The 20,331-nt window shown below is 69.1% G+C and carries 21 protein-coding genes; 7 read left to right on the forward strand and 14 right to left on the reverse strand.

From position 1 onward, the window contains the following. A partial coding sequence (locus ACHZD8_RS01155) for a YbhB/YbcL family Raf kinase inhibitor-like protein (RefSeq protein WP_394768269.1) occupies positions 1-402 on the forward strand: 402 nt, incomplete at its 5' end. A gap of 195 nt (positions 403-597) precedes the next feature. Here ACHZD8_RS01155 and ACHZD8_RS01160 read toward each other — a convergent pair. Both ACHZD8_RS01160 and ACHZD8_RS01165 read right to left on the reverse strand, forming a co-directional pair. Beyond that, complete coding sequence (locus tag ACHZD8_RS01160; RefSeq protein WP_394768270.1) at positions 598-2,910, reverse strand: polyribonucleotide nucleotidyltransferase; 2,313 nt, start codon at positions 2,908-2,910, stop codon at positions 598-600. Between the two features lie 765 nt (positions 2,911-3,675). Further along, entirely contained in the window at positions 3,676-4,743 is a 1,068-nt protein-coding gene (locus tag ACHZD8_RS01165) for an ABC transporter permease (protein ID WP_394768271.1), read from the reverse strand. A 93-nt stretch (positions 4,744-4,836) separates the two neighbouring features. Between ACHZD8_RS01165 and ACHZD8_RS01170 the strand changes: the two genes are divergently transcribed. From ACHZD8_RS01170 to ACHZD8_RS01180, 3 genes are all read left to right on the forward strand, one after another. Further along, positions 4,837-5,430 (forward strand): TetR/AcrR family transcriptional regulator, encoded by a 594-nt coding sequence (locus ACHZD8_RS01170; RefSeq protein ID WP_394768272.1) that lies wholly within the window; start codon positions 4,837-4,839, stop codon positions 5,428-5,430. A 316-nt stretch (positions 5,431-5,746) separates the two neighbouring features. Continuing rightward, positions 5,747-6,796, forward strand: a complete 1,050-nt coding sequence (locus tag ACHZD8_RS01175) for a glycoside hydrolase family 6 protein (RefSeq protein WP_394768273.1) — start codon at positions 5,747-5,749, stop codon at positions 6,794-6,796. 134 nt (positions 6,797-6,930) lie between these two features. Further along, the gene (locus ACHZD8_RS01180; RefSeq protein ID WP_394768274.1) at positions 6,931-7,884 is read left to right on the forward strand and encodes a glycoside hydrolase family 6 protein; all 954 of its coding nucleotides are present in this window, start codon (positions 6,931-6,933) and stop codon (positions 7,882-7,884) included. A gap of 15 nt (positions 7,885-7,899) precedes the next feature. Here ACHZD8_RS01180 and ACHZD8_RS01185 read toward each other — a convergent pair whose 3' ends face one another. Next, positions 7,900-8,334 carry a VanZ family protein gene (locus ACHZD8_RS01185; RefSeq protein WP_394768275.1) on the reverse strand — a complete coding sequence of 145 codons (435 nt, stop codon included), beginning with the start codon at positions 8,332-8,334 and terminating at the stop codon, positions 7,900-7,902. Between the two features lie 36 nt (positions 8,335-8,370). Continuing rightward, positions 8,371-9,003, reverse strand: a complete 633-nt coding sequence (locus ACHZD8_RS01190) for a hypothetical protein (protein WP_394768276.1) — start codon at positions 9,001-9,003, stop codon at positions 8,371-8,373. A gap of 130 nt (positions 9,004-9,133) precedes the next feature. On the opposite strand from ACHZD8_RS01190, the gene ACHZD8_RS01195 reads away from it, so the two are divergent. Further along, positions 9,134-9,883: a hypothetical protein gene (locus ACHZD8_RS01195; RefSeq protein ID WP_394768277.1), complete on the forward strand. Its 750-nt coding sequence runs from the start codon at positions 9,134-9,136 to the stop codon at positions 9,881-9,883. A 12-nt stretch (positions 9,884-9,895) separates the two neighbouring features. On the opposite strand, the gene ACHZD8_RS01200 is transcribed toward ACHZD8_RS01195, so the two are convergent. The 4 genes from ACHZD8_RS01200 to ACHZD8_RS01215 form a co-directional block, all read right to left on the reverse strand. Further along, positions 9,896-10,561 carry an FMN reductase gene (locus tag ACHZD8_RS01200; protein WP_394768278.1) on the reverse strand — a complete coding sequence of 222 codons (666 nt, stop codon included), beginning with the start codon at positions 10,559-10,561 and terminating at the stop codon, positions 9,896-9,898. Next, entirely contained in the window at positions 10,558-11,793 is a 1,236-nt protein-coding gene (locus ACHZD8_RS01205; protein ID WP_394768279.1) for an LLM class flavin-dependent oxidoreductase, read from the reverse strand. Before ACHZD8_RS01205 ends, ACHZD8_RS01200 begins: the two co-directional genes overlap by 4 nt. Before the next feature lie 160 nt (positions 11,794-11,953). Further along, entirely contained in the window at positions 11,954-12,796 is an 843-nt protein-coding gene (locus ACHZD8_RS01210; RefSeq protein WP_394768280.1) for an HpcH/HpaI aldolase/citrate lyase family protein, read from the reverse strand. Then, positions 12,793-14,163, reverse strand: coding sequence for a cation:dicarboxylate symporter family transporter (locus ACHZD8_RS01215; RefSeq protein WP_394768281.1), 1,371 nt, complete (start codon positions 14,161-14,163; stop codon positions 12,793-12,795). Before ACHZD8_RS01215 ends, ACHZD8_RS01210 begins: the two co-directional genes overlap by 4 nt. A gap of 155 nt (positions 14,164-14,318) precedes the next feature. Here ACHZD8_RS01215 and ACHZD8_RS01220 point away from each other — a divergent pair, with 155 nt between their 5' ends. Both ACHZD8_RS01220 and ACHZD8_RS01225 read left to right on the forward strand, forming a co-directional pair. Further along, complete coding sequence (locus ACHZD8_RS01220; protein ID WP_394768282.1) at positions 14,319-15,962, forward strand: ATP-binding protein; 1,644 nt, start codon at positions 14,319-14,321, stop codon at positions 15,960-15,962. After that, positions 15,959-16,648 (forward strand): response regulator, encoded by a 690-nt coding sequence (locus tag ACHZD8_RS01225; RefSeq protein ID WP_394768283.1) that lies wholly within the window; start codon positions 15,959-15,961, stop codon positions 16,646-16,648. The genes ACHZD8_RS01220 and ACHZD8_RS01225 overlap by 4 nt, the downstream gene beginning before the upstream one ends. A gap of 3 nt (positions 16,649-16,651) precedes the next feature. On the opposite strand, the gene ACHZD8_RS01230 is transcribed toward ACHZD8_RS01225, so the two are convergent. From ACHZD8_RS01230 to rpsO, 6 genes are all read right to left on the reverse strand, one after another. Then, complete coding sequence (locus ACHZD8_RS01230) at positions 16,652-17,302, reverse strand: hypothetical protein (protein ID WP_394768284.1); 651 nt, start codon at positions 17,300-17,302, stop codon at positions 16,652-16,654. After that, the gene (locus ACHZD8_RS01235) at positions 17,299-17,949 is read right to left on the reverse strand and encodes a hypothetical protein (RefSeq protein WP_394768285.1); all 651 of its coding nucleotides are present in this window, start codon (positions 17,947-17,949) and stop codon (positions 17,299-17,301) included. The genes ACHZD8_RS01230 and ACHZD8_RS01235 overlap by 4 nt, the downstream gene beginning before the upstream one ends. 44 nt (positions 17,950-17,993) lie before the next feature. Further along, entirely contained in the window at positions 17,994-18,626 is a 633-nt protein-coding gene (locus tag ACHZD8_RS01240) for a hypothetical protein (RefSeq protein WP_394768286.1), read from the reverse strand. Between the two features lie 149 nt (positions 18,627-18,775). Next, complete coding sequence (locus ACHZD8_RS01245; protein ID WP_394768287.1) at positions 18,776-19,201, reverse strand: hypothetical protein; 426 nt, start codon at positions 19,199-19,201, stop codon at positions 18,776-18,778. 248 nt (positions 19,202-19,449) lie between these two features. Beyond that, on the reverse strand, positions 19,450-19,917 hold the full coding sequence (locus ACHZD8_RS01250) for a DapH/DapD/GlmU-related protein (RefSeq protein WP_394768288.1): 468 nt from the start codon (positions 19,915-19,917) through the stop codon (positions 19,450-19,452). A 171-nt stretch (positions 19,918-20,088) separates the two neighbouring features. Beyond that, positions 20,089-20,331 (reverse strand): 30S ribosomal protein S15 (gene rpsO, locus ACHZD8_RS01255; RefSeq protein WP_394768289.1); only part of this gene is annotated, 243 nt, incomplete at its 5' end.

Raw genomic sequence — 20,331 nt, forward strand, 5'->3', positions numbered from 1 at the left:
GATGGCGGCAACCGCGCCCCGGGTCTTCGGTGGAGCGACGCCCCGGAGGGCACGAAGAGCTTCACCCTCACCGTGTACGACCCCGACGCACCGACCGGAAGCGGGTTCTGGCACTGGGCCGTGCGCGACATCCCGGCAACGACCACCGGACTCGCGGCCGGCGAGGCTCTGCCCCCCGAGGCCGTGACCATGGCGAACGAGCTCGGCGGAGAAGAGTTCACCGGCGCGGCTCCCCCGCCCGGCCACGGACCGCACCGGTACTTCTTCACCGTGAGCGCCCTGGATGTGGAGAGTCTCGACGTCCCCGCCGGTGCGAGCCCCGCCGTGCTCGGTTTCATGCTGCGCGGACACATCATCGGCCGAGCGCAGCTCATGGGAACGGCGGAGACGCCGGCAGAATAGTGGTCCCGCTCGGCGCTGTCCCATCCGACAGGGTCGTGTGCCGCATAACTCCTGCACTGTGACTCGGCTCGGCGCAAATCCGACTAACGTTCGGCAGCATTGAGCAGGGCTGGCCGATTCTGCAGGAGTTGTGCACCGCACGAAAAGCCCGCCTCCACGATTGTGGAGGCGGGCTTTGTCTTCGAGCAGCGGGGGCTAGACCTCGGTCGAGCCGCCCTCGGACGAGGTGTCGACGTTCTCGGCACCGGCCTCACTGCCCTGGGTGTCGGCGGCATCGGCGTCCTCGGCCTCGACCGGGGCGAGCGAGAGCTTTCCGCGGTCATCGATCTTGGTGATCTCGACCTGGATCTTCTGGCCGACCGCGAGCACGTCCTCGACGTTCTCGACGCGCTTTCCACCGGCCAGCTTGCGGACCTCGCTGATGTGCAGCAGTCCGTCCTTGCCGGGGGTGAGCGAGACGAACGCACCGAAGGTCGCGATCTTCACGACGGTTCCGAGGAACCGCTCGCCGACCTCGGGGTTCAGCGGGTTCGCGATGGCGTTGACCGCCGCGCGAGCCGCTTCGGCCGAGGGGCCGTCGACGGCGCCGATGTACACGGTGCCGTCATCCTCGATCGAGATGTCCGCTCCGGTGTCGTCCTGGATCTGGTTGATCGTCTTGCCCTTCGGGCCGATCAGCTCGCCGATCTTGTCGATCGGGATCTGCACCGAGATCACGCGGGGCGCGGTCGGTGCCATCTCGTCCGGGGAGTCGATCGCGGCATTCAGCACGGCGAGGATCGCGGTGCGAGCCTCCTTCGCCTGCTTGAGCGCGCCATCGAGAACGGACGACGGCAGGCCGGCGAGCTTCGTGTCGAGCTGGATGGCCGTGACGAACTCCGACGTGCCGGCGACCTTGAAGTCCATGTCGCCGAGGGCGTCTTCCGCGCCGAGGATGTCGGTGAGGGCCGCGTAGCGCGTCACTCCGTCGACCTCGTCGGAGATGAGCCCCATCGCGATGCCCGCGACCGGAGCGCGCAGCGGCACACCGGCGTTGAGCAGCGAGAGGGTGGAGGCGCAGACGGAACCCATCGACGTCGAACCGTTGGAGCCGAGAGCCTCGGACACCTGGCGGATCGCGTACGGGAACTCCTCGCGCGGCGGCAGAACCGGCACGAGGGCGCGCTCGGCGAGGAAGCCGTGCCCGATCTCGCGACGCTTCGGCGAACCGACGCGTCCGGTCTCACCGGTCGAGTACGGCGGGAAGTTGTAGTGGTGCAGGTAGCGCTTCTTCTTCACCGGAGCGAGGGAGTCGATCTGCTGCTCCATCTTCAGCATGTTCAGCGTGGTGACGCCCAGGATCTGGGTCTCGCCGCGCTGGAAGATCGCCGAACCGTGAACGCGAGGAATGACCTGCACCTCGGCGTCGAGCGCGCGGATGTCGCTCAGCCCGCGGCCGTCGATGCGGATGCCCTCGGTGAGCACGCGCGTGCGCATGACCTTCTTGCTGACCGACTTGTAGGCCGCGGAGACCTCGGAGAGAGCGGATGCCGGCAGGCGGTCCGCCTCGACCTCGGAGGCGATGTGTCCCTTGACGCGATCCTTGAGGGCGTCGTCGGCGTTCTGGCGCTCGACCTTGTCGGCGATCTGGTACACGCCCTTGAGCTCGTCGTACGCGAGACCGGCGACGGAGTCGTAGGTGGCCTGCGCGTACGGCGGGAACAGCGGGAAGTCCTGGATCGGCTTGGCGGCCTGGGCCGCGACCTCGAGCTGGGCCTTGATGAGCTGCTTGAGGAACGGCTTAGCCGCCTCGAGGCCCTGGGCGACGACGGTCTCGTCCGGCTTGGTGGCGCCGGCCTTGATGAGGTCCCAGCTGCCTTCGGTGGCCTCGGCCTCGACCATCATGATCGCGACATCCTCTTCACCGTTGTCGTTGGTGGTGAGGCGGCCGGCGACGGTGAGGTCGAACACGGCCTCTTCGAGCTGGCTGTACTTCGGGAAGGCGACCCACTGGTCTGCCCCATTCGAACCGGGGATGAGGGCGAGGCGGATGCCGCCGATGGGCCCGTAGAACGGCAGACCGGAGATCTGCGTGCTCAGCGAGGCCGCGTTGATGGCGAGCGCGTCGTAGAACTCGTCCGGCGCGATGGCCAGGACGGTGATCACGATCTGCACCTCGTTGCGCAGGCCTTCGACGAAGGTCGGACGCAGCGGGCGGTCGATCAGGCGGCAGACCAGGATGGCCTCGGTGGAGGGGCGTCCCTCTCGGCGGAAGAACGAGCCGGGGATCTTGCCGGCGGCGTAGCTGCGCTCTTCGACATCCACCGTCAGGGGGAAGAAGTCGAAGCCCTCGCGGGGGTGCTTGCCAGCGCTTGTGGCGCTGAGGATCATGGTCTCTTCGTCGAGGTAGGCAGCGACTGCTCCCTGGGCCTGCTGGGCGAGACGACCGGTTTCGAAGCGCACGGTGCGCGTGCCGAACTTGCCGTTATCGAGAACGGCTTCGGCGAATTTGATTTCTGGACCCTCCATTGGGGGGTTTCTCCTTTGTTTTACGTCGTCTCCCCGTATGGGAGGCGACTCGTCAAGGAGCAGGAGTTAAGCAGAAAGGGGCGCTCGGGCCACATCATCGATCGATGGGCGCCCGGTGTCGCTTTGGCGGCGTGTCCGGAGTCTTCACTCGCGAACACAGCTCTGGTCAACAGTAGAAAGGCGCTGAACCCGACCTCGACCAACGAGACTCGGACGGCGAGTTCAGAACGTCACCACTACTGACCAGCTTCTTGCCGGCCTGCTCCGTGGCTGCCGATGCCCGTCCCTGAGAGGGAACGACACACCAGACAACCTCGTCCATGCTATCAGGCCGCCTTCTCCGGGCCTAGCTTCCCGCCCTGCGGGCGCGTCGCCGTCGGCTCGCCGGCGGCGGCCCCGGCCCGCGGGCCCGGCGACTGTGCGGCGCTCCCCTGCCCTTGGCACGTGTGTGCAGGACGGCTCGGGCCTCGACGGGTGCCCGCCCCGCAGACTCCAGTTGTGCAGGACGGGTTGTGCAGGACGGCTCCGGCGGATAGCGAGAACGAGAGGTGCAGATCCGACGAGAGCGTCCTGCAGACTGGTGCCGTTCGGGTCGTCACACCCCTGCCGTGTCCCGCACAAACTGTCCTGCACAAACTGTCCCGCACAAACTGTCCTGCACAACTGGAGTCTGCGGCGTAGGCACCCGCGAACGCCCAGCCGTCCTGCAGAACACGGCCCGAACGAAGCGGGCGGCACCGCCAGCAACTAAAGGTCCAGCCTCGGCTACGCGGGCACCGGTTCTTCCACCGGGGCGGGAGCCTCCTCCACGGCCGACTCGAGCGCCGCCCCGCGATCGCGGAAGTGGCCGACGGCGGCGAGCACCAGGCCGAGAGCCGCCCAGCCCGCAAGCACTAGCCAGGGGAAGGTGACGTCAGCGGCCGGGAAGTATGAGACGTCCCGGATGAGCGTGGCCGCGGCCCCCGGCGGAAACCATTGGCCGACGACACCCCACGGCGCGGCGAGGAACTCGAGGGGCTGGGCGGCCGAGGAGATCGGATTGGCCACCAGCAGGAACAGCACCGGGCCGATCGCGACCCCGGACGGCCCCACGAGGGCCGCGAATCCGACGATCACTCCCCCGATCGCAAGGAGCGCGAGCGCCACGGCGCCCGCATTGACCAGGAAGTCTCCCTGCAGGGCGCCGAACCAGCCCTGGAGGATTCCGGTGATGCCGAGCGCGCCGACCGCGGAGTAGACCAGGAGCGCCGTGATGCGCCGCCAGACCCCCACGACGAGCAGCGAGATCGCGATGCCCCCGATCATCCCGCCGAGCACCAGGGGAAACGACGACGTCGCCATGGCGGCCCCGCGGGCGTCGGTCGAGGCGAGGGGCACGACATCCGTCACGGCGACCGTGATGGGAAGGGCGATGCCCTGGGCGGCGGCCGCGGCGTTGAGCTGCGCCTGCAGAGCTGGAGCCAGCCCGGTGAGCAGCTGGGCCACGACGGGGCTGGCCGCGGACGCGGTGAGCACCTCCGGCTTCTGCCCGATCACGATCGCGCCGTGCGCCTTGCGGGTCTCGATCCGGTCGACCGCGGCGGAACGATCGGTCACCGCAGTGAAGTGGAAGGTGCCGGGCGACTTCGCCTCGAAGGCCTTCTCCAGCCGGCTCGTCTGCTCCGACGGGCCGACGAGGGCGATCGGCAGCCCCTTCACGGACGCGGTGACGTTCGGCCAGAGGAAGGCGACAAGGAGCACACTGAGCCCGGCGGCGAGCGCCACGCCGATGGCCAGGAGGCGCGGCCAGGGCGTGTGCGGAGACCTCTGGATGGTGGATTCGTCGGCGTTCATGAACGGGCCCTCCTAAAAACGAATGTTCGTTCTTTGATATTTACAGCGGCGTGTCCGCTTGTCAAGAACGAACATTCTTTTTTATGCTGAGGCATGCCCAAAGTGACCGAGGAGTATCGCACTGCCAAGCGCGCCGAGATCGCCGCGGCCGCGCTTCGGGCCTTCAGCCGCCGGGGATTCCAGGCGACATCCATGGCCGACATCATCTCCGAGTCCGGGATGTCGGCCGGCGCGATCTACGGCACCTTCTCGAGCAAGTCGGACATCGTGCTCGATGTGGCCACCCGGGTGATCGGCGGGCGCGTGCAGGACATCTCGAGGCTCGCGGAATCCACCCCCATGCCGCCGCCGAGCGAGCTGGTGGGAGTGCTGATGAGGGGCATGCTGGGCGAGGTGGGTTCCCCGGCGATTCTCGTGCAACTCTGGGGCGAGGCGGTCACGGATCCGCAGCTGCGCGCCCTCGCGTCCGGCGTCTTCGACCGGCTCGTCTCGGCCTACGGTGCATACATCTCGCTCTGGCAGCAGCGGGAACACGGACTCGACCCGGCGGCCGCAGACACGATCGCCCGCGAGCAGACGCCCCTGTTTCTCGCCGCGAGCCAGGGCTTCATCCTGCAGGCCGCCATCTTCCCCGACTTCGACCCGGACTTCTTCCTCGATCGCGTGGCCGGCCACCTCCCCCGCTGAGCCGGCTCACCGCCATCCGTCGCCTCCTGCCTCCTGACACGCGTTTCTCCGGAGGTTTCGCGAGAATCCACCCCCAGAGTGGCCGATTCGGCCCGATTGGGGTCCACGGCGCAGGAACCTCCGGAGAAACGCGTGTGGGGGACGCGGCGAGCGGCGCAGGGCGGGCGCGCGGGGAGCGGATGCGGTCCGCTGAGCATGGGAGTCTGCGCCCGATTGCCGCCAGGGTTCGCCAATTCACCCGCGTTCTGCCTAGGCTGAATGGGCTGGTCACACAAAGCCGTCTGGGAAGCATGGCTGACAGGTGAGGGTGGGGACAGTGAAGCAGTACGGTACGAGATCGATGCTGCTGGGGATCGCCTGCGCCCTCGTGCTCGTCGCGATCGCGCTTGCGGTGATCACCCACGCCTCGCCGGCGAGGGCTCCGGCGGCACACAAAGCGAGTCCCACGCCGACGCCGAGCGCACCCGCCCCCGCTAGTCCGACGCCGTCCGCCGGCTCGGACGTGTTCCCCGGCGGACTCTACGTCGAGGCCGGCACGAACGCGGACGACGCCGCCGCCCGGCTCCTGCAGGAGGGCCAGAAGAGCAAGGCGGCGCTCGTGAGCCGCATCTCCTCCCAGCCGACGGCGATCTGGCTCGGCGAGTGGACAACCGGCCCAGCCCTCACCAAACTTCTCGCCCAGCACGTCGCCGCGGCGAAGGCGGAGGGCACCACCCTTGTCTTCGTCACCTACGCCATCCCCAACCGGGACTGCGGCGGGTATTCGAAGGGCGGCCTCGGCTACAACAGCTACCTGGACTGGAATCGCACGATCGCCTCCGCCCTGGCCGGCACGAAGTCCGTCGTGCTTGTGGAGCCCGATTCGCTGTCCATGCTCTCGAGCGCGAAGTGCGGAACCGAGGCGATCAAGCGGATACCGCTGATCAACGAGGCCGTCGACATCCTCGCGGGCGCCGGACTCACCACCTACCTCGACGGCGGGAACTCGCGCTGGCACTCCCCCCGCACGCAGTCGAGGGTGCTCAAAGAGGCCGGGATCGATCACGCGCACGGATTCTTCACCGACGTCTCCAACTTCAACACCCTCCAGCAGGAGCGCGACTACGCGGGCAAGCTCTCCGGACTGGTCGGAGACAAGCACTACGTGGTCGACGTGTCCCGCAGCGGCAAGGGCTGGAAGGGCGACTGGTGCAACCCCGAGGGCGCCGGTCTCGGCCCGAACCCGCGTGCCACCCCCGACGACGGCCGCCTCGACGCGGAGCTGTGGGTCAAGCACCCGGGCGTGAGCGATGGAACCTGCCACGGCGGCCCGGCCGCCGGCGAGTGGTGGGAGCAGTACGCCCTCGATCTCGTTCGCAACGGCTGATCGGCCCCTCCGCGCCCCAGATGCCGCCCGAAAGGGGGCGAGACGCGGTGCGAACGTCGTGCTTAGCTGACGCACACCCGATATCACCGTCTTGACGACTCATCGGGGGAACCGTGCACTGGAGAAACACGATCGTGGCGCTGGCAATCGCGGCGGTACTCATCGGGACCGCCTGCGGCAGCCCGCTCGCCGCGTCGGCGGATGACTCCTCGGGCGCGGCGGTCTTCCCGGGAGGCCTCTACCTCGATGCGAAGTCCCCGGCCTCGATCGAGGAAGACGCGCTGCGTGCCTCCGGCGACACCGTGTCCGCCGACCTGGTGCACGTCATCGCCTCCCAACCCACCGCGGTCTGGCTCGGCGACTGGTTCAGCGACGACCTGCTCACGCGGGTCATCGCCCGTCATGTCGCCGCCGCCAAGGAGCAGGGCACGACGCTCGTCTTCGTCACCTACGCCATCCCCAATCGGGACTGCGGCGGCTACTCGGCCGGCGGCTTCGATGCGAGCCAGTACCTGGACTGGAATCGCACCATCGCCGGCTCTCTTGCCGGAACGAAGGCCGTCGTTCTGATCGAGCCGGACTCGCTCTCGATGCTCTCGAGTACCAAGTGCGCGGGGGAGGCGGCGAGGCGGCTGCCGCTCATCGGCCAGGCCGTCGACATCCTCAACGGTGCTGGGCTCACCACCTATCTCGACGGGGGAAACTCGCGCTGGCTCTCCCCCACGGTGCAGGCGGGCTGGCTCACCCAGGCCGGTATCGCGCGAGCCCACGGGTTCTACACCAACGTCTCGAACTTCAATCCGGAGCAGGCCGAACGCGACTACGCCGGCCGCGTCTCGTCCCGCGTCGGCTGGAAGCACTTCGTGATCGACGGTTCGCGCAACGGCGCGGGCTGGACCGGCACCTGGTGCAACCCGCCGGGGGCCGCCCTCGGCCGAAACCCGGGCGTCGTCTCCGGCACCGGAAAGCTCGACGCGGTGCTCTGGGTCAAGCATCCCGGCGCGAGCGACGGCTCCTGCAACGGCGGACCGGCGGCCGGAGCCTGGTTCGAGAGCGCCGCCCTCGCCCTGGTGCGCAACCGCGGCTGAAGGCCCTCGGTGCCCTCAGGCCCGCTGCCGGCGGAGGCTCCGGGCGGCGGGAGCGGTGATCACGAGCGCCGCCAGCACGCCAACGAGCGCGCCGAGCGAGTTGGCCGCGATGTCGCGCAGGTCGGACACCCGGCCGGGGATGAACAGTTGCGCGCACTCGATCGCGAGGGTGAGAACCACTCCGGCGCCCACGCCGAGAAACCAGAGGCGCCTGCCGAAGAGCAGCAGGAAGAAGACCCCGATCGGGATGAACATGGCCACGTTCGCGAGGAACTCCACCCGAGAGTATGTGAGCCAGCTCGTGAGCTCGTGGCCGGAGAAGAACCGCAGCAGCCGCCACAGCCAGGCGTCGTTGCTGGAACCGATCGGCTGGGGGCCAAGCGTCACCCAACCCACGAACGCGAGGTAGGCGAGCGTCACCAGGGTGAGCAGCGGATGGCGGCGGAACATCCCGCCATCATGCCCGGCCATTCTGAACGGTGCCGGTCACTCCTCGATCCAGGCCGGCAGCGCCGGGCACCGTTCGACCACGGGACTCGTGCCGCTTCGTCCCACCCGGTAGGTGGCGCCGTTGTACGGGCTCCAGTGGTTGCCCCGGTAATAGCCCGAAATGAAGGCGTCTCGGGCCGGTGTCTGGGGAACGGCCAGGCCGAATCCCATCAGGCACGGCTGCAGGAATCCCACGTAGTAGTCGTACAGCGCGCCGAGTTGCGAGGCGCTGAGGTGGGAGTTGAAGACCGCCTTGCGCGGGTATTCGACGTCGCACGCGTACTCCGCCACGTCGATGGCGGCGCGGTCCTGCACTTCGGCCTCCACCGCGATGGTACCGCTCGGCAACACGGCCACGTTTCGCACGCCCCGATCGTGGAGGCAGTCGGTCATGAGGCGTACCCAGGTGTCCCCGCTCGCGATGTGCACGATGTTCACCATCGGCCGCACAGCGTCCGGGTGCAGGCGGGAGACTATCGCCCAGTTCTGGTCGAAGAGCCCCTCAATCTCGATCATCCGCTGCCGGTAGCTCAGCGGGGTGGGAGGCGTCACCGGGCTCGCGCACCCGGAGAGCACGGCAAGCAGAACGGTGACGACGAATGCGAGCAGGCACCTCCACGTCGTGGCCACGCGTTAATTCTGCCACCGGAGCACCGCGAGGCGAAGGCGGCCCCGAGCCTCCGCGGGACCTTCGGCACACGGCCGTGTCACGCGGAGATCTAGCCTCGCCATACACGCCCGCGAGGGAGAGGGACTCGAGATGAATCGTCGCGGTCGCACCGCCGTCGCCTTGCTCGCGCCGCTGCTTGTGCTTCTCGCCGGCTGCGTGCAGCCGGCTCCCACGCCGAGCGGCAGCCAGTCTCAGGCGTCGACCACCGGGCCCTCGAGCCCTGCCCCGTCCAACTCGTCAGCGCCGGACAGCGACGAGACGGCGCAGCCCCAGGCCGGGGACCACGTCATCGCGTCGAGGATCGGCTGCGACTGGCGAGTGCCGTCGCCGAGCGCCGTCTGTTCGGCGAGTCATCCGGTGACGCCGCCCATCGCCTCACCACCCCTCCCGCCCGTTCCGTACCTGTACGCGATCGGCGAGGGCACCCATCCGAATGACGCGCCGCCCTACGACCAGCTGAGCTTCCGCTTCAAGGGCGGATTCCCCAGCTACACGATCGACTACGTGAGCCAGCTCTCCATGGACGGCAGCGGCAATCCGGTTCCCCTTCCCGGGGCGGGGTCCATCCTGCGGGTGGTCTTCCGTGACGCCCAGGCCCACGACGAGAACGGCCAGTCGACGGTCGTCAGCAAGCCGCCGACGGCCATCGGCCACAAGGCCATCTCGCGCTGGGCACCGGCGGGCGACTTCGAGGGCACGCTCACCTTCGGAATCGGCGTCGGCGGATCGGCCGACGCGGGAGTTCGCGTTCCGCTCCGGGTGTACGAGGTCGAGAAGATCGAGCTGGGCCAGCACCTGTACGTGGTCGCCGTCCAGGTGGACGGCAGCCGCTGGCGCTGACCCCGCGATCCGCTACTGCGCCCCGTACGCCCCGATCGGGCTGAACCCGGCGGGCAGTGCGAACGGATCCTGCACCCGGATCGACCGGTCGGAGTCCCGCACCTGAGCTGCCAGCTCGCCGGCCGCCCGCTCGATGCGCTCGGGAAGGGAACTGGTGGCGGCATCCGCCCCGTTGCCCCAATCGCTCGACGCCGCGTACACGGCGGTCGGGACCGTGGACGCATGCAGGTAGCTGAACAGCGGCCGGATCGCGTAGTCGAGGGCGAGCGAGTGGCGCTCGCTGCCCCCGGTGGCGGCGATGAGCACCGGCATGTCGGCCAGGGCCTGCGGGTCGAGCACGTCGATGAACGACTTGAACAGCCCGCTGTAGCTGGTGGTGAAGATCGGCGTGACCGCGATCAGGCCGTCGGCGCTCGTCACCGACTCGATGACCGCCTCGAGCTTCTGGTTGGCGAAGCCCGTGAGCATGTTGTTCGTCACATCCTGGGCCGTGTCCCGGAGCTCGACGACGTCCACCGTGGCATCCACGCCCTGCTCGGCGAGCCGCCGAACCGTCGCCTGGGCGATGCGGTCGGCGAGCAGCCGGGTCGACGACGGCTGGCTCAGCCCGGCCGAGATCACCGCGATGCGGCGCGTGACCTGCGTTTCTCCGGAGTTCCCGCCCTCAAACGCGGTCATGACAGCACCTCGCTCGAGGAAATCGCCGAAACCTCCGGAGAAGCGGACGACGCGGAAGCGGACGCGGCGGAAGCGGACGACGCGGAAGCGGACGACGCGGAAGCGGACGCGGCGGAAGCGGATGACGCGGAAGCGGACGACGCGGACGACGAGGCCGCGGCGTCGCGGGCGGCGACGAGCGCCGCGTGCGTCGGGCCATCCGGCACGTTCGCGGGGCGGTTCACGGCGAACTCCTTGCGCAGGGCCGGAACGACCTCGCCGCCGAGGATGTCGAGCTGCTCGAGCACCGTCTTGAGCGGGAGTCCCGCATGGTCCATGAGGAACAGCTGGCGCTGGTAGTCGCCGAAGTGCTCGCGCATTCCGGCATACCGGTCGATCACCTGCTGCGGGCTCCCCACGGTGAGCGGCGTCTGCTCGGTGAACTCCTCGAGCGACGGGCCGTGCCCGTAGACGGGCGCCTCGTCGAAGTACGGCCGGAACTCGTGGACGGCATCCTGCGAGTTCTTGCGCATGAACGCCTGGCCGCCGAGGCCGACGATCGCCTGGCTTGCCGTGCCGTGCCCGTAGTGCTCGAAGCGCTCACGGTAGTAGCCGATGAGGCGCATGTAGTGCTCCTTCGGCCAGAAGATGTTGTTCGCGAAGAAGCCGTCTCCGTAGTACGCGGCCTGCTCGGCAATCTCCGGGCTGCGGATGGAGCCGTGCCAGACGAAGGGCGGCACGCCGTCGAGCGGGCGCGGGGTCGACTGGAAGCCCTGGAGGGGCGTGCGGAACTTGCCCTGCCAGTCGACGTAGTCCTCACGCCACAGGCGGTGCAGCAGCGCGTAGTTCTCGATGGCGAGCGGGATGCCCTCGCGGATGTCCTTGCCGAACCACGGGTAGACCGGGCCGGTGTTGCCGCGCCCCATCATCAGGTCGACGCGGCCGTCGGCGATGTTCTGCAGCATCGCGTAGTCCTCGGCGATCTTCACCGGGTCGTTGGTGGTGATGAGAGTCGTGGCAGTGGAGAGGATGATGCGGTCGGTCCTGGCCGCGATGTAGCCGAGCATCGTGGTCGGGCTCGACGGCACGAACGGCGGGTTGTGGTGCTCACCGAGCGCGAAGACGTCCAGGCCCACCTCTTCCACCTTCTGGGCGATGGTCAGGATGTCCTTGATGCGCTCGTGCTCGGAGGGAGTCGAACCGTTGGTGGGATCCGTCGTGAGGTCTCCGACGGTGAAGATTCCGAATTGCATGCTGCTGTCCAGTCCTGTTCTCGCGCGCGGAGCTCATCCGCTTTCCATGCATTTGCATGAATAGCCTACTCAACGGGGCACACGGGAAAGTTATTCCCGCCCGCCCGTCGGCCGCGCGGACCGCGCCGTGGACGCCGATTCCGCGCCGTAGACGCCGAGTCTAGGACGCGAGAGGGCCGAACGCCGAGGCCAGCGCGACGATCGATCGTGCGCGCGCGAGCATGGGCAGGTAGCTGCCGTCCCTGGCGTCACCGCTCGACGCGCCCTCCAGCAGCCCGGCCGCCCACTCGCGCTCGTCCGCCGATGGACTCAGCGCGTCGTTGATCAGCGCCGCATGGTCTCCGCGCAGGGTCAGCTTGCCGGTGAGCCCCATGGTTCGGGAGTGCCGGGCCGCCGTGGTGAGGGCGTCGGCCGATTCGGTGATGGTCGGACCGTCGATCGCTCCCGGAATGCCGGCCGCGGCGCTCGCCACGACGAGCCGCGACCGGGCGTAGGCCAGCGCGAGGGGGTCGTCCCCCACGCCGGTGTCCCGGCGGAAGTCTCCCGAGCCGAACGCGAGCCGGAAGGTGCCGGCCGACCGGGCGATGTCCGCCGCCGCCTCGAGGCCCCTCGCGCTCTCGATCAGGGCGACGATGCGCGTGCCGGCCGGCAGCCCGGCGCGAGTCGCCTCGATCTGCTCGGCCGTCTCCACCTTGGCGAGCATGACCCCGCGGAGCCCGGCGAGCCCGCCGACGGCCTCGAGGTCCACCGGCCATTCGGCCGAGGTGGCGTCGTTCACGCGCACCCAGCCCGACCCGGCGGAGAGCCAGCCGGCGGCCGCCTCCCGAGCGGCCGACTTCTGCGCCGTCGGCACCGCATCCTCGAGATCGATGACGATCGAGTCGGCGAGCGTTCCACGCGCCTCGTCCAGGCGCAGGGCCGAGACGAGCTGCCAGGACCGCGCGAGCCGCGCGGGCACCACCCTGTCGGTGGTGCCCGCCCGGCCGTCGAGCGATCCGATCATCGACCGGTCCGGTCGGCGACGGGTGCGGCGCTCGCGTCCACGATCGCCGCGAGTTCGTCGGTCGTCGAGGCCGGCTCGTGCCCGCCCGCCATCGACGCCTCGTCGAACGGTCGCGAGCCGGTGAGCACGAGGCGCACCTGCTCCGCGTCGATCTGACGGGTCCAGCGGCCGATCAGCACCGTCGCCACGGCGTTTCCGGTGAAGTTGGTCACGGCCCGCGCCTCGGACATGAAGCGGTCGATGCCCACGATCACGCCGACCCCGTTGACCAGGTCCGGTCGGTAGGTCTGCAGGCCGCCGGCGAGCGTGGCGAGTCCCGCCCCGGTGACTCCCGCCGCGCCCTTGGAGGCGATGATCATGAACGCGAGAAGGCCGATCTGCGCCCCGATCTCCAGCGGCTTGCCCATCGCGTTGGCGATGAAGAGCGACGCCATCGTGAGGTAGATCGCGGTGCCGTCGAGGTTGAACGAGTAGCCGGTGGGCACGGTGATGCCCACGACCGACTTCGAGACGCCGAGGTGCTCCATCTTGGCGATGAGCCTCGGCAGCGCGGCCTCGGACGACGAGGTGCCGACGATGAGCAGGTACTCCTTGCCGAGGTACTTCATGAGGGAGAAGATGTTGACGCCGGTCACGATTCGCAGCAGTCCGCCGAGGATCACGATGATGAACACCGCGCAGGTGATGTAGAAGCCCACGAGCAGTGTCGCGAGGCTCAACAGCGCGCCGCCACCGGTGTTGCCGACCACCGCGGCGATCGCGCCGAACGCGCCGAGCGGGGCGAGCCAGAGAACCATGCTCAGGATGCGGAAGACCACGGCCTGCAGGCTCTTCACCGCCTCGAGCACGGCGGTGCCTCGGGAGCCGAGGCCCTGCAGGGCGAAGCCGACGAGCAGGGCGACGAGAAGCACCTGCAGGATGCTGCCGGAGACGAACGACGAGAAGAGCGTGGTCGGGATGATGCCGAGCACGAAGTCGGTGCCGCTCACCGCCTCCCCCACCGCGGTGTAGCTCGAGGCGCCGATGTTGAGCCCGGTGCCGGGGTGCAGGATGTTGCCGACGACGAGCCCGATGCCGAGCGCGAAGGTGGACATCACCGTGAAGTAGCCGATCGCGAGGCCGCCGATCTTGCCGACGGTGGCCGCCTTGGCGATCGACCCGACGCCGATCACGATGGTGCAGAAGATCACCGGGGCGATCATCATCTTGATGAGGGCGACGAATCCCTTGCCGATCGGGTCGAGGGTCTTGGCGAACTCCGGGGCGGCGAGGCCGACGATTGCTCCGGCCACGACGGCCACGATCACCGCGATGTAGAGGTAGTGGTTTCGATCCATGCGCCGAAGGGCGCCCAGCTTCTGTGCCATGTGCTTGTCCTATTCAATCGGAACGTCTTTGTGCCCGACCACGGTTCGTGGCGATGGCGTTAGCCTTGTCGCTCGGGTGACGCGGTACTACTTGTGGTCATACTGATCACGGCACGGATCGATCGACACGGTCCGGCGAACAGGGCGAGGTGGGCATGGCGCGACTGGCGAGTCGGTGGAGCATTGCGAGCCGGGTCTTCGCCGTGCAGCTCGCGGCCGTGATCGTGCTGAGCGGCTGCCTCACCCTGGTGCTGTGGCTCAGCCTGCGCGACTCGGCGGACGAGAATGCCGGCCGGGTGACCCTCGCCGTCGCGAACACCCTCGCGACGGACCCGGCGGTGATCGCAGGCCTCGGGTCCACGGATCCGAGCGCCGAGCTGCAGCCGTTCGCGCTGCGGGTGATGCGATCGACCGGCGTGGACTTCGTGACGATCATGGACCCCACCGGCACGCGATTCACCCATCCGAATCCCGCCGAGATCGGCAAGAAGTTCATCGGCACGATCTCCCTCGCCCAGCGCGGCAAGCCGCTGACCGAGACCTACACGGGCACGCTGGGGCCGTCGGTGCGCTCGGTGGTGCCCGTGATCGCCGACGGATCGGTGATCGGGATCGTGGCGGCGGGAGAGACCGTCACCAATGTGGCGGCGTCCCTCGGCCCGCGCATCCCCTTCGTGATCGGGGCCGCCGCGCTGCTCGTGATCGTCGGCAGCATCGGGGCCTTCGTCGCCCGGCGGCTGCTCAGCCGCGTCACCGGGTCGCTGCGACCCTCCGAGCTGTCGCGCATGGTCGACTACTACGAGTCGGTGCTTCACTCGGTGCGCGAGGGACTCATCCTCGCCGATGCCACCGGGCGGGTTGTGCTCTACAACGACGAGGCCGCCGAGCTGCTCGACCTGCCGCCTGCCACGAACGACCTGCAGCCCCGCACGGCGGAGGAGCTCGACCTGCCCCCGACCATCGCCGCCCTGGTGACGAGCGGTGGGCGGGCGGTCGAGGAGTCGCACGTCGCCGGCCACCGGGTGCTCGTGGTGAACCAGGAGTCGGCGACACCGCCCGGCGGCTCGACCCGCGCCTCGGTCGGCACGCTGATGACGCTGCGCGACCGCACGGAGGTGCAGCGGCTGTCCGGCGAGCTCGAGTCGGTGCGCACGCTGAGCGACGCGCTCCGGTCGCAGACTCACGAGTACGCCAATCGGCTGCACACGGTGGTCTCGCTGCTCGAGCTCGGCCGCACCGGGGATGCGATCGACCTCATCGCCCACCAGGTGCAGCTCAGCCAGTCGCTCGCCGACGACGTGGTGGGCGCGGTCAACGAGCCCGCCCTCGCCGCGCTGCTGCTGGGCAAGGCGGCCCAGGCCGGCGAGCGCGGAATCGAACTCCGCCTCGACGTCGAGCAGAACCTCGCCCCCTCGGCGATGGACCCGGCGGATCTCGTCTCGGTGGTCGGCAACCTCGTCGACAACGCGATGGATGCCGCCGCCGCCGGCTCAGCCCCGCCGTGGGTGAGGGTGACCCTCGGCACCAACCACGAACACGGCTGCGTGGAGCTCACCGTGACCGACAGCGGACGCGGCGTCGAGAACGCCCTCGGCGAGCGCATCTTCTCCCCCGGCTTCTCCACCAAGCCCGGCGGCGCCACCGGACGGGGATTCGGGCTCGCGGTCGTTCGCCAGGTGCTGCACATTCACGGAGGCACCATCGAGCTGCTGCCGGGCTCGACCACCGAATTCCGTGCCCGCTGGCCCATCGCGGCTCCCCGGGTGCCCGCCTCGGCCGACGATACGGTCGGCTCGTGATCCGCACGCTCGTCGTCGAGGACGACGCCCTCACCGCCGAGGCCCATGCGGCCTACCTCGGCCGCCTCGACGGCTTCGAGGTGGCCGGCGTCGCCGGCTCCCTCACCGAGGCACTCGCGGCCATCAGGGGCGCCTCCGGCGGCGCCCCGATCGATCTCGTGCTGCTCGACATGAACCTGCCGGACGGTCGCGGAATCGACCTCGCCCGTCGGCTCCGCGCGGCAGGCGTCGCCGTGGACATCATCGCGATCACCGCGGTCCGTGACATCGAGGTGGTGCACACCGCCATCTCGGTCGGCATCGTGCAGTACCTGATCAAGCCGTTCAGCTTCGCTACCTTCGCCGCCAAGCTCGCAACCTACCTCGACTATCGGCGTCGGCTGGAGGCGGCGTCGTCATCCTCGGCCACCCAGTCCGACGTCGACGGGATGATCGCCTCGCTGCGCTCCCCGGTCGACCTCCCCGTGCCCAAGGGCCTCGCCGCCGCGACCCTCGAGGCGGTGCTCGAACACGTTCGGGCCGCCGACCGGGCCCTCTCCGCGGCGGAGGTCGCCGAGCCGCTCCGCCTCTCGCGGGTGACTGCTCGCCGCTACCTCGAGCACCTCGCCGAGTCCGGCCAGGTCACCCGCTCCCCGCGATACGGCAGCCCGGGCCGGCCGGAGCTCGAGTACCGCTGGGCCGGCTGAGCCTCAGCGCGTGGTGGTCAGCCACGACGGCACCGGCGGGCAGCGCTGCTCGAGGTAGTCGATCGTGGCATCCGGAAGGCCGCCGAGCCAGACCTGTTCGTACGGATTCCAGAACCGACCCTGGCTGTCGCCGGAGATGAAGGCGGCGCGCCCCGGCGGCGCGGGAGACGGCAGCCCCGCCGAGAGCAGGCACGGCCGCACGAAGCCGAGAAAATAGGAGCGGAGCGACTTGTAGTCACCCTGCGGCAGGCCGGAACTGAAGGAACTGACCGGTGCGAACTGCGCGGCGCAGTTGTAGTTCGTGATGGCGACCTCGAGCGTGGTCTGGCCCACCGTCGAACTGAGGCTGTAACTCGACCCGTCACCGGACAGCTTGGCATCCAGACCCGCCGCGCGCAGGCAGCTCACCCGCGAACGCAGCCAGTTCCAGTCGCTCACGACCCTCGTCACCGGCACCCGCGGTCGCAGTGCCTCCGGGTATCCGTGCATCACCCCCGCCCAGGCGGCATCGATGTAGGTCTGACGCACGCGGTGCAGGTCGGCGGCGCTCACCGGCGAGCGCGCGGCCACCGGGGCGCAGCCCGCGAGCACGGCAGACACCAGCGCCACGGCCAGCATCAGCATGCCGAGGGGCGCACGACGCCGGGCGGTCATCCGCTGCCCAAATTGAGCCACGCCGGCACCGGCGGGCAGCGGTACTCAAGGTAGTCGAGTCGGTGGGCCGGCACCCCGCTCGTCCAGATCACCTGGTACGGATTCCAGCCCGCGAGTCCGGCGAGGCTCTCGACCGCCGAACGATCGGGAGAGGCCGGGGAGGGCGCTCCGGCCAGCAGCAGGCACGGCCGAACCACGTTGAGGTAGTACCCGTAGAGCGACGCGGACTGCCGCGGCCGCAGGCGGGCAGCGACGGCAGACTCCGCCGGGTGGCTCCCCTCGCAGCTGTACAGCGCCACCGCGTACTCGAGCGGCGTCTTGCCGCGGCCGTTGCGGTACTCCACGCCGCCGCCCGACTGTACCGCGACGAACCCGAGCCGGCGCAGGCAGCCGATCACGGCCGCCGGCCAGTCGTGGTCGGGCACGGTGTTGGCGATCGAAATTCTCGGCCGCAGCGCCTCCGGGTACTGCTCGGCCACGCTCTGCCAGCTGGCGTCGAGGAGCTCGGTTCTAATGCTCGCCCGTTGCGCCGCACTGAGGGGGGACGTCGCCGGCCGTCCCGTGCAGCCGGCGAGGAGCAGCACGGATGCCGCGAGCGCCACACCGCGCAGGAGCCAGCCGCCGAAGACCATGCCCCAGTCTCGCACTGGTTCGCTCCCGCCTCGATGGGGCCTGCGGAGCGGGAGCGTCGTCACCGCCCGAGGTCGAGCCACGGCGGCACGGGAGGGCAGCGCTGCTCGAGGTAGCGGACGACGGGGTCCGGCAACGTTCGCCAGGCCAGGTCGAACGGGTGCCAGATCGGTTTGCTCACCACGCTCGTGACGAACGTGAACCAGTCCGGCGGAGGACTCGATGGCGCCCCGGCGACCAGCAGGCAGGGTCGCACCGACCCCACGTAGTAGCGGTAGAGGGCGTCGATCTGCGGGCGTTTGAGGTAGCGCGTCACCTTGGTCACCGTCGGCCTTGTGGTGTCGCACACGAAACGGGAGACCGCCACGCGGGCGGCGGAAAAATCGGGCGGGGCAGTGTAGGTGAGCCCATCGCGCAGTTGGATGGCGTCGAACCCCTGGTCGCGAAGGCAGGAGACGATCGTCCCGGCCCAGGCCACGTCGGGGATCGTCCGCGAGATCACCACCATGGGCTGCGTGGTGCCCGGGAACTCGTCGGCCACCGTCGACCAGTTCGAGGCGATGAGCTCCGACCCGATGCGATGCCGGTCCTTGGGCGAGACGACCTCCCGAGTGGAAGCGGTCGCACACCCAGCGAGAAGTACAGCGCTGGCGAGAAGCGCCAGCGTCGCGGCCCATCGGCGAGACCGTGCCATCTGGCAATTCTCGCACCGTCTGGCCGTCGTGGCGCGGCGGGAATGCCCTCTCGGATCTGCTCGGTGGGCCGGTCTGCCCGCGCAGCGAGTCTGTTTGGTCAGCGAGTCTGTTTGGTCAGCGAGTCTGGCCCATCAGCGGGTCTGTTTGATCAGCGGGTCTGGCCCATCAGGAGGTCCACCCGCAGTCCGTCGCGGGTCTTGACGACCTTCGCGGGAATCCGTGCCTTCACGCCGCGCTTCTCCAGGCGACTGAGGGCCTCATCCACGACCGCCTCGAGACCCCGCGGAACCGTGCCGACGACGCCGGTGACCCGGCCGCCGGCGAACAGCCGGATGACGAGGGGCGCGTCGGTGCGCTCATCCTCGGGGCTGCGCCGCGAGATGGCGGTCTCGATGCCCTCCCCGCCGCTCTCGAACACCTTCGCGATCTCGTCCTGGTGCGGGTTGCTGTTCGCCAGACGCAGAGTGACGCGGCCATTCGAGGGAATCAGGTCGTACTTGTAGTTGTTCAACGATCCTGCCCCTCGATCGCCTTTGGGCAGGGAGGTGTCTTCGTCGCGATTCCAGAGAGCCATGTCACGATGCTATCCACTGCCGACCGCGGCCCCGTCGCCGCTCCGCCTTGCTCCGCCTTGTTCCGCCTTGTTCCGCCTTGTTCCGAAATCCATGCATCTCTCGCGACACGCCGATCGACGGTGCACGACACGCCGGCCGGCTTCACCGATTGCATGGATTTCGGAAGGGGAAACGGGGAAAGGCTGCGGGCACCGCTGGGAACGAGGATGCGGGGACGCCAGCGGGGAGGCCGTGGCCCCGCGTCCGGTTAGGCGGCCTCTTCCGCCGAATAGCGGCTCGATCGGCCGCCGGACACGCGCCGACGAAGCTGCCCGGGGGCGTGCTCCTGGCGAACCGGGGCGCTGATCACCGCGTCATCCGCGACGACCGCGTCCGGCTCGATGCGCGCGCCGCTGGCGATCTGCACATTGCTGCCGATCCGGGAGTGGCTACCCAGTCTGGCTCCACTGCCCACCATGCTGTCGCGCCCGACGTGCACGTTCTGGCCGACGAATACCCGCTCGCCAATCGTCACTCCCTGGTCTATCCAGCTTCCGGCGCCGATCGACGAACCGTCGCCGACACGCGCGTCTGCCTCCACGTAGGCGGTGGACGAGACGAAAGCGCCCGGCTGCACGCGCGCGCGGGGCGAAACGAGTCCGCTGCCGTTGGCGTGGCGCCGATACTTCACTACCGTCCCGGTGGAGTCTTCGACTTCTTCATTCACTCTTCCCACTGGGACCTCCTTCACTGCTCGAGGCGCGACCACGCGGTCCGCACAATCATCACCTGACCAATTCAACGTCTGACGGGGGCTTTTGATTCCTTCGCGAGACGCGAAAAGGCCCGCCCCGAGTGGGGGCGGGCCTTCGAGCCAGATCGCGATCCGGTGCAACCAGGCGGAAACCTAGCGGCGCAGGCCGAGACGCTCGATGAGCGTGCGGTACCGCGAGATGTCGATGTCCTGCAGGTAACCCAGCAGGCGACGGCGCTGGCCAACGAGCAGAAGCAGGCCACGACGCGAGTGGTGGTCGTGCTTGTGCTCTTTCAAGTGCTCGGTGAGATCCTTGATGCGTGCGGTCAGCATTGCGACCTGCACCTCGGGGCTACCGGTATCACCAGGATGGGTGGCGTACTCGTCGATAATCGT

The sequence above is a fragment of the Lacisediminihabitans sp. genome, from assembly GCF_043726815.1.
Classification (GTDB): domain Bacteria; phylum Actinomycetota; class Actinomycetes; order Actinomycetales; family Microbacteriaceae; genus Lacisediminihabitans.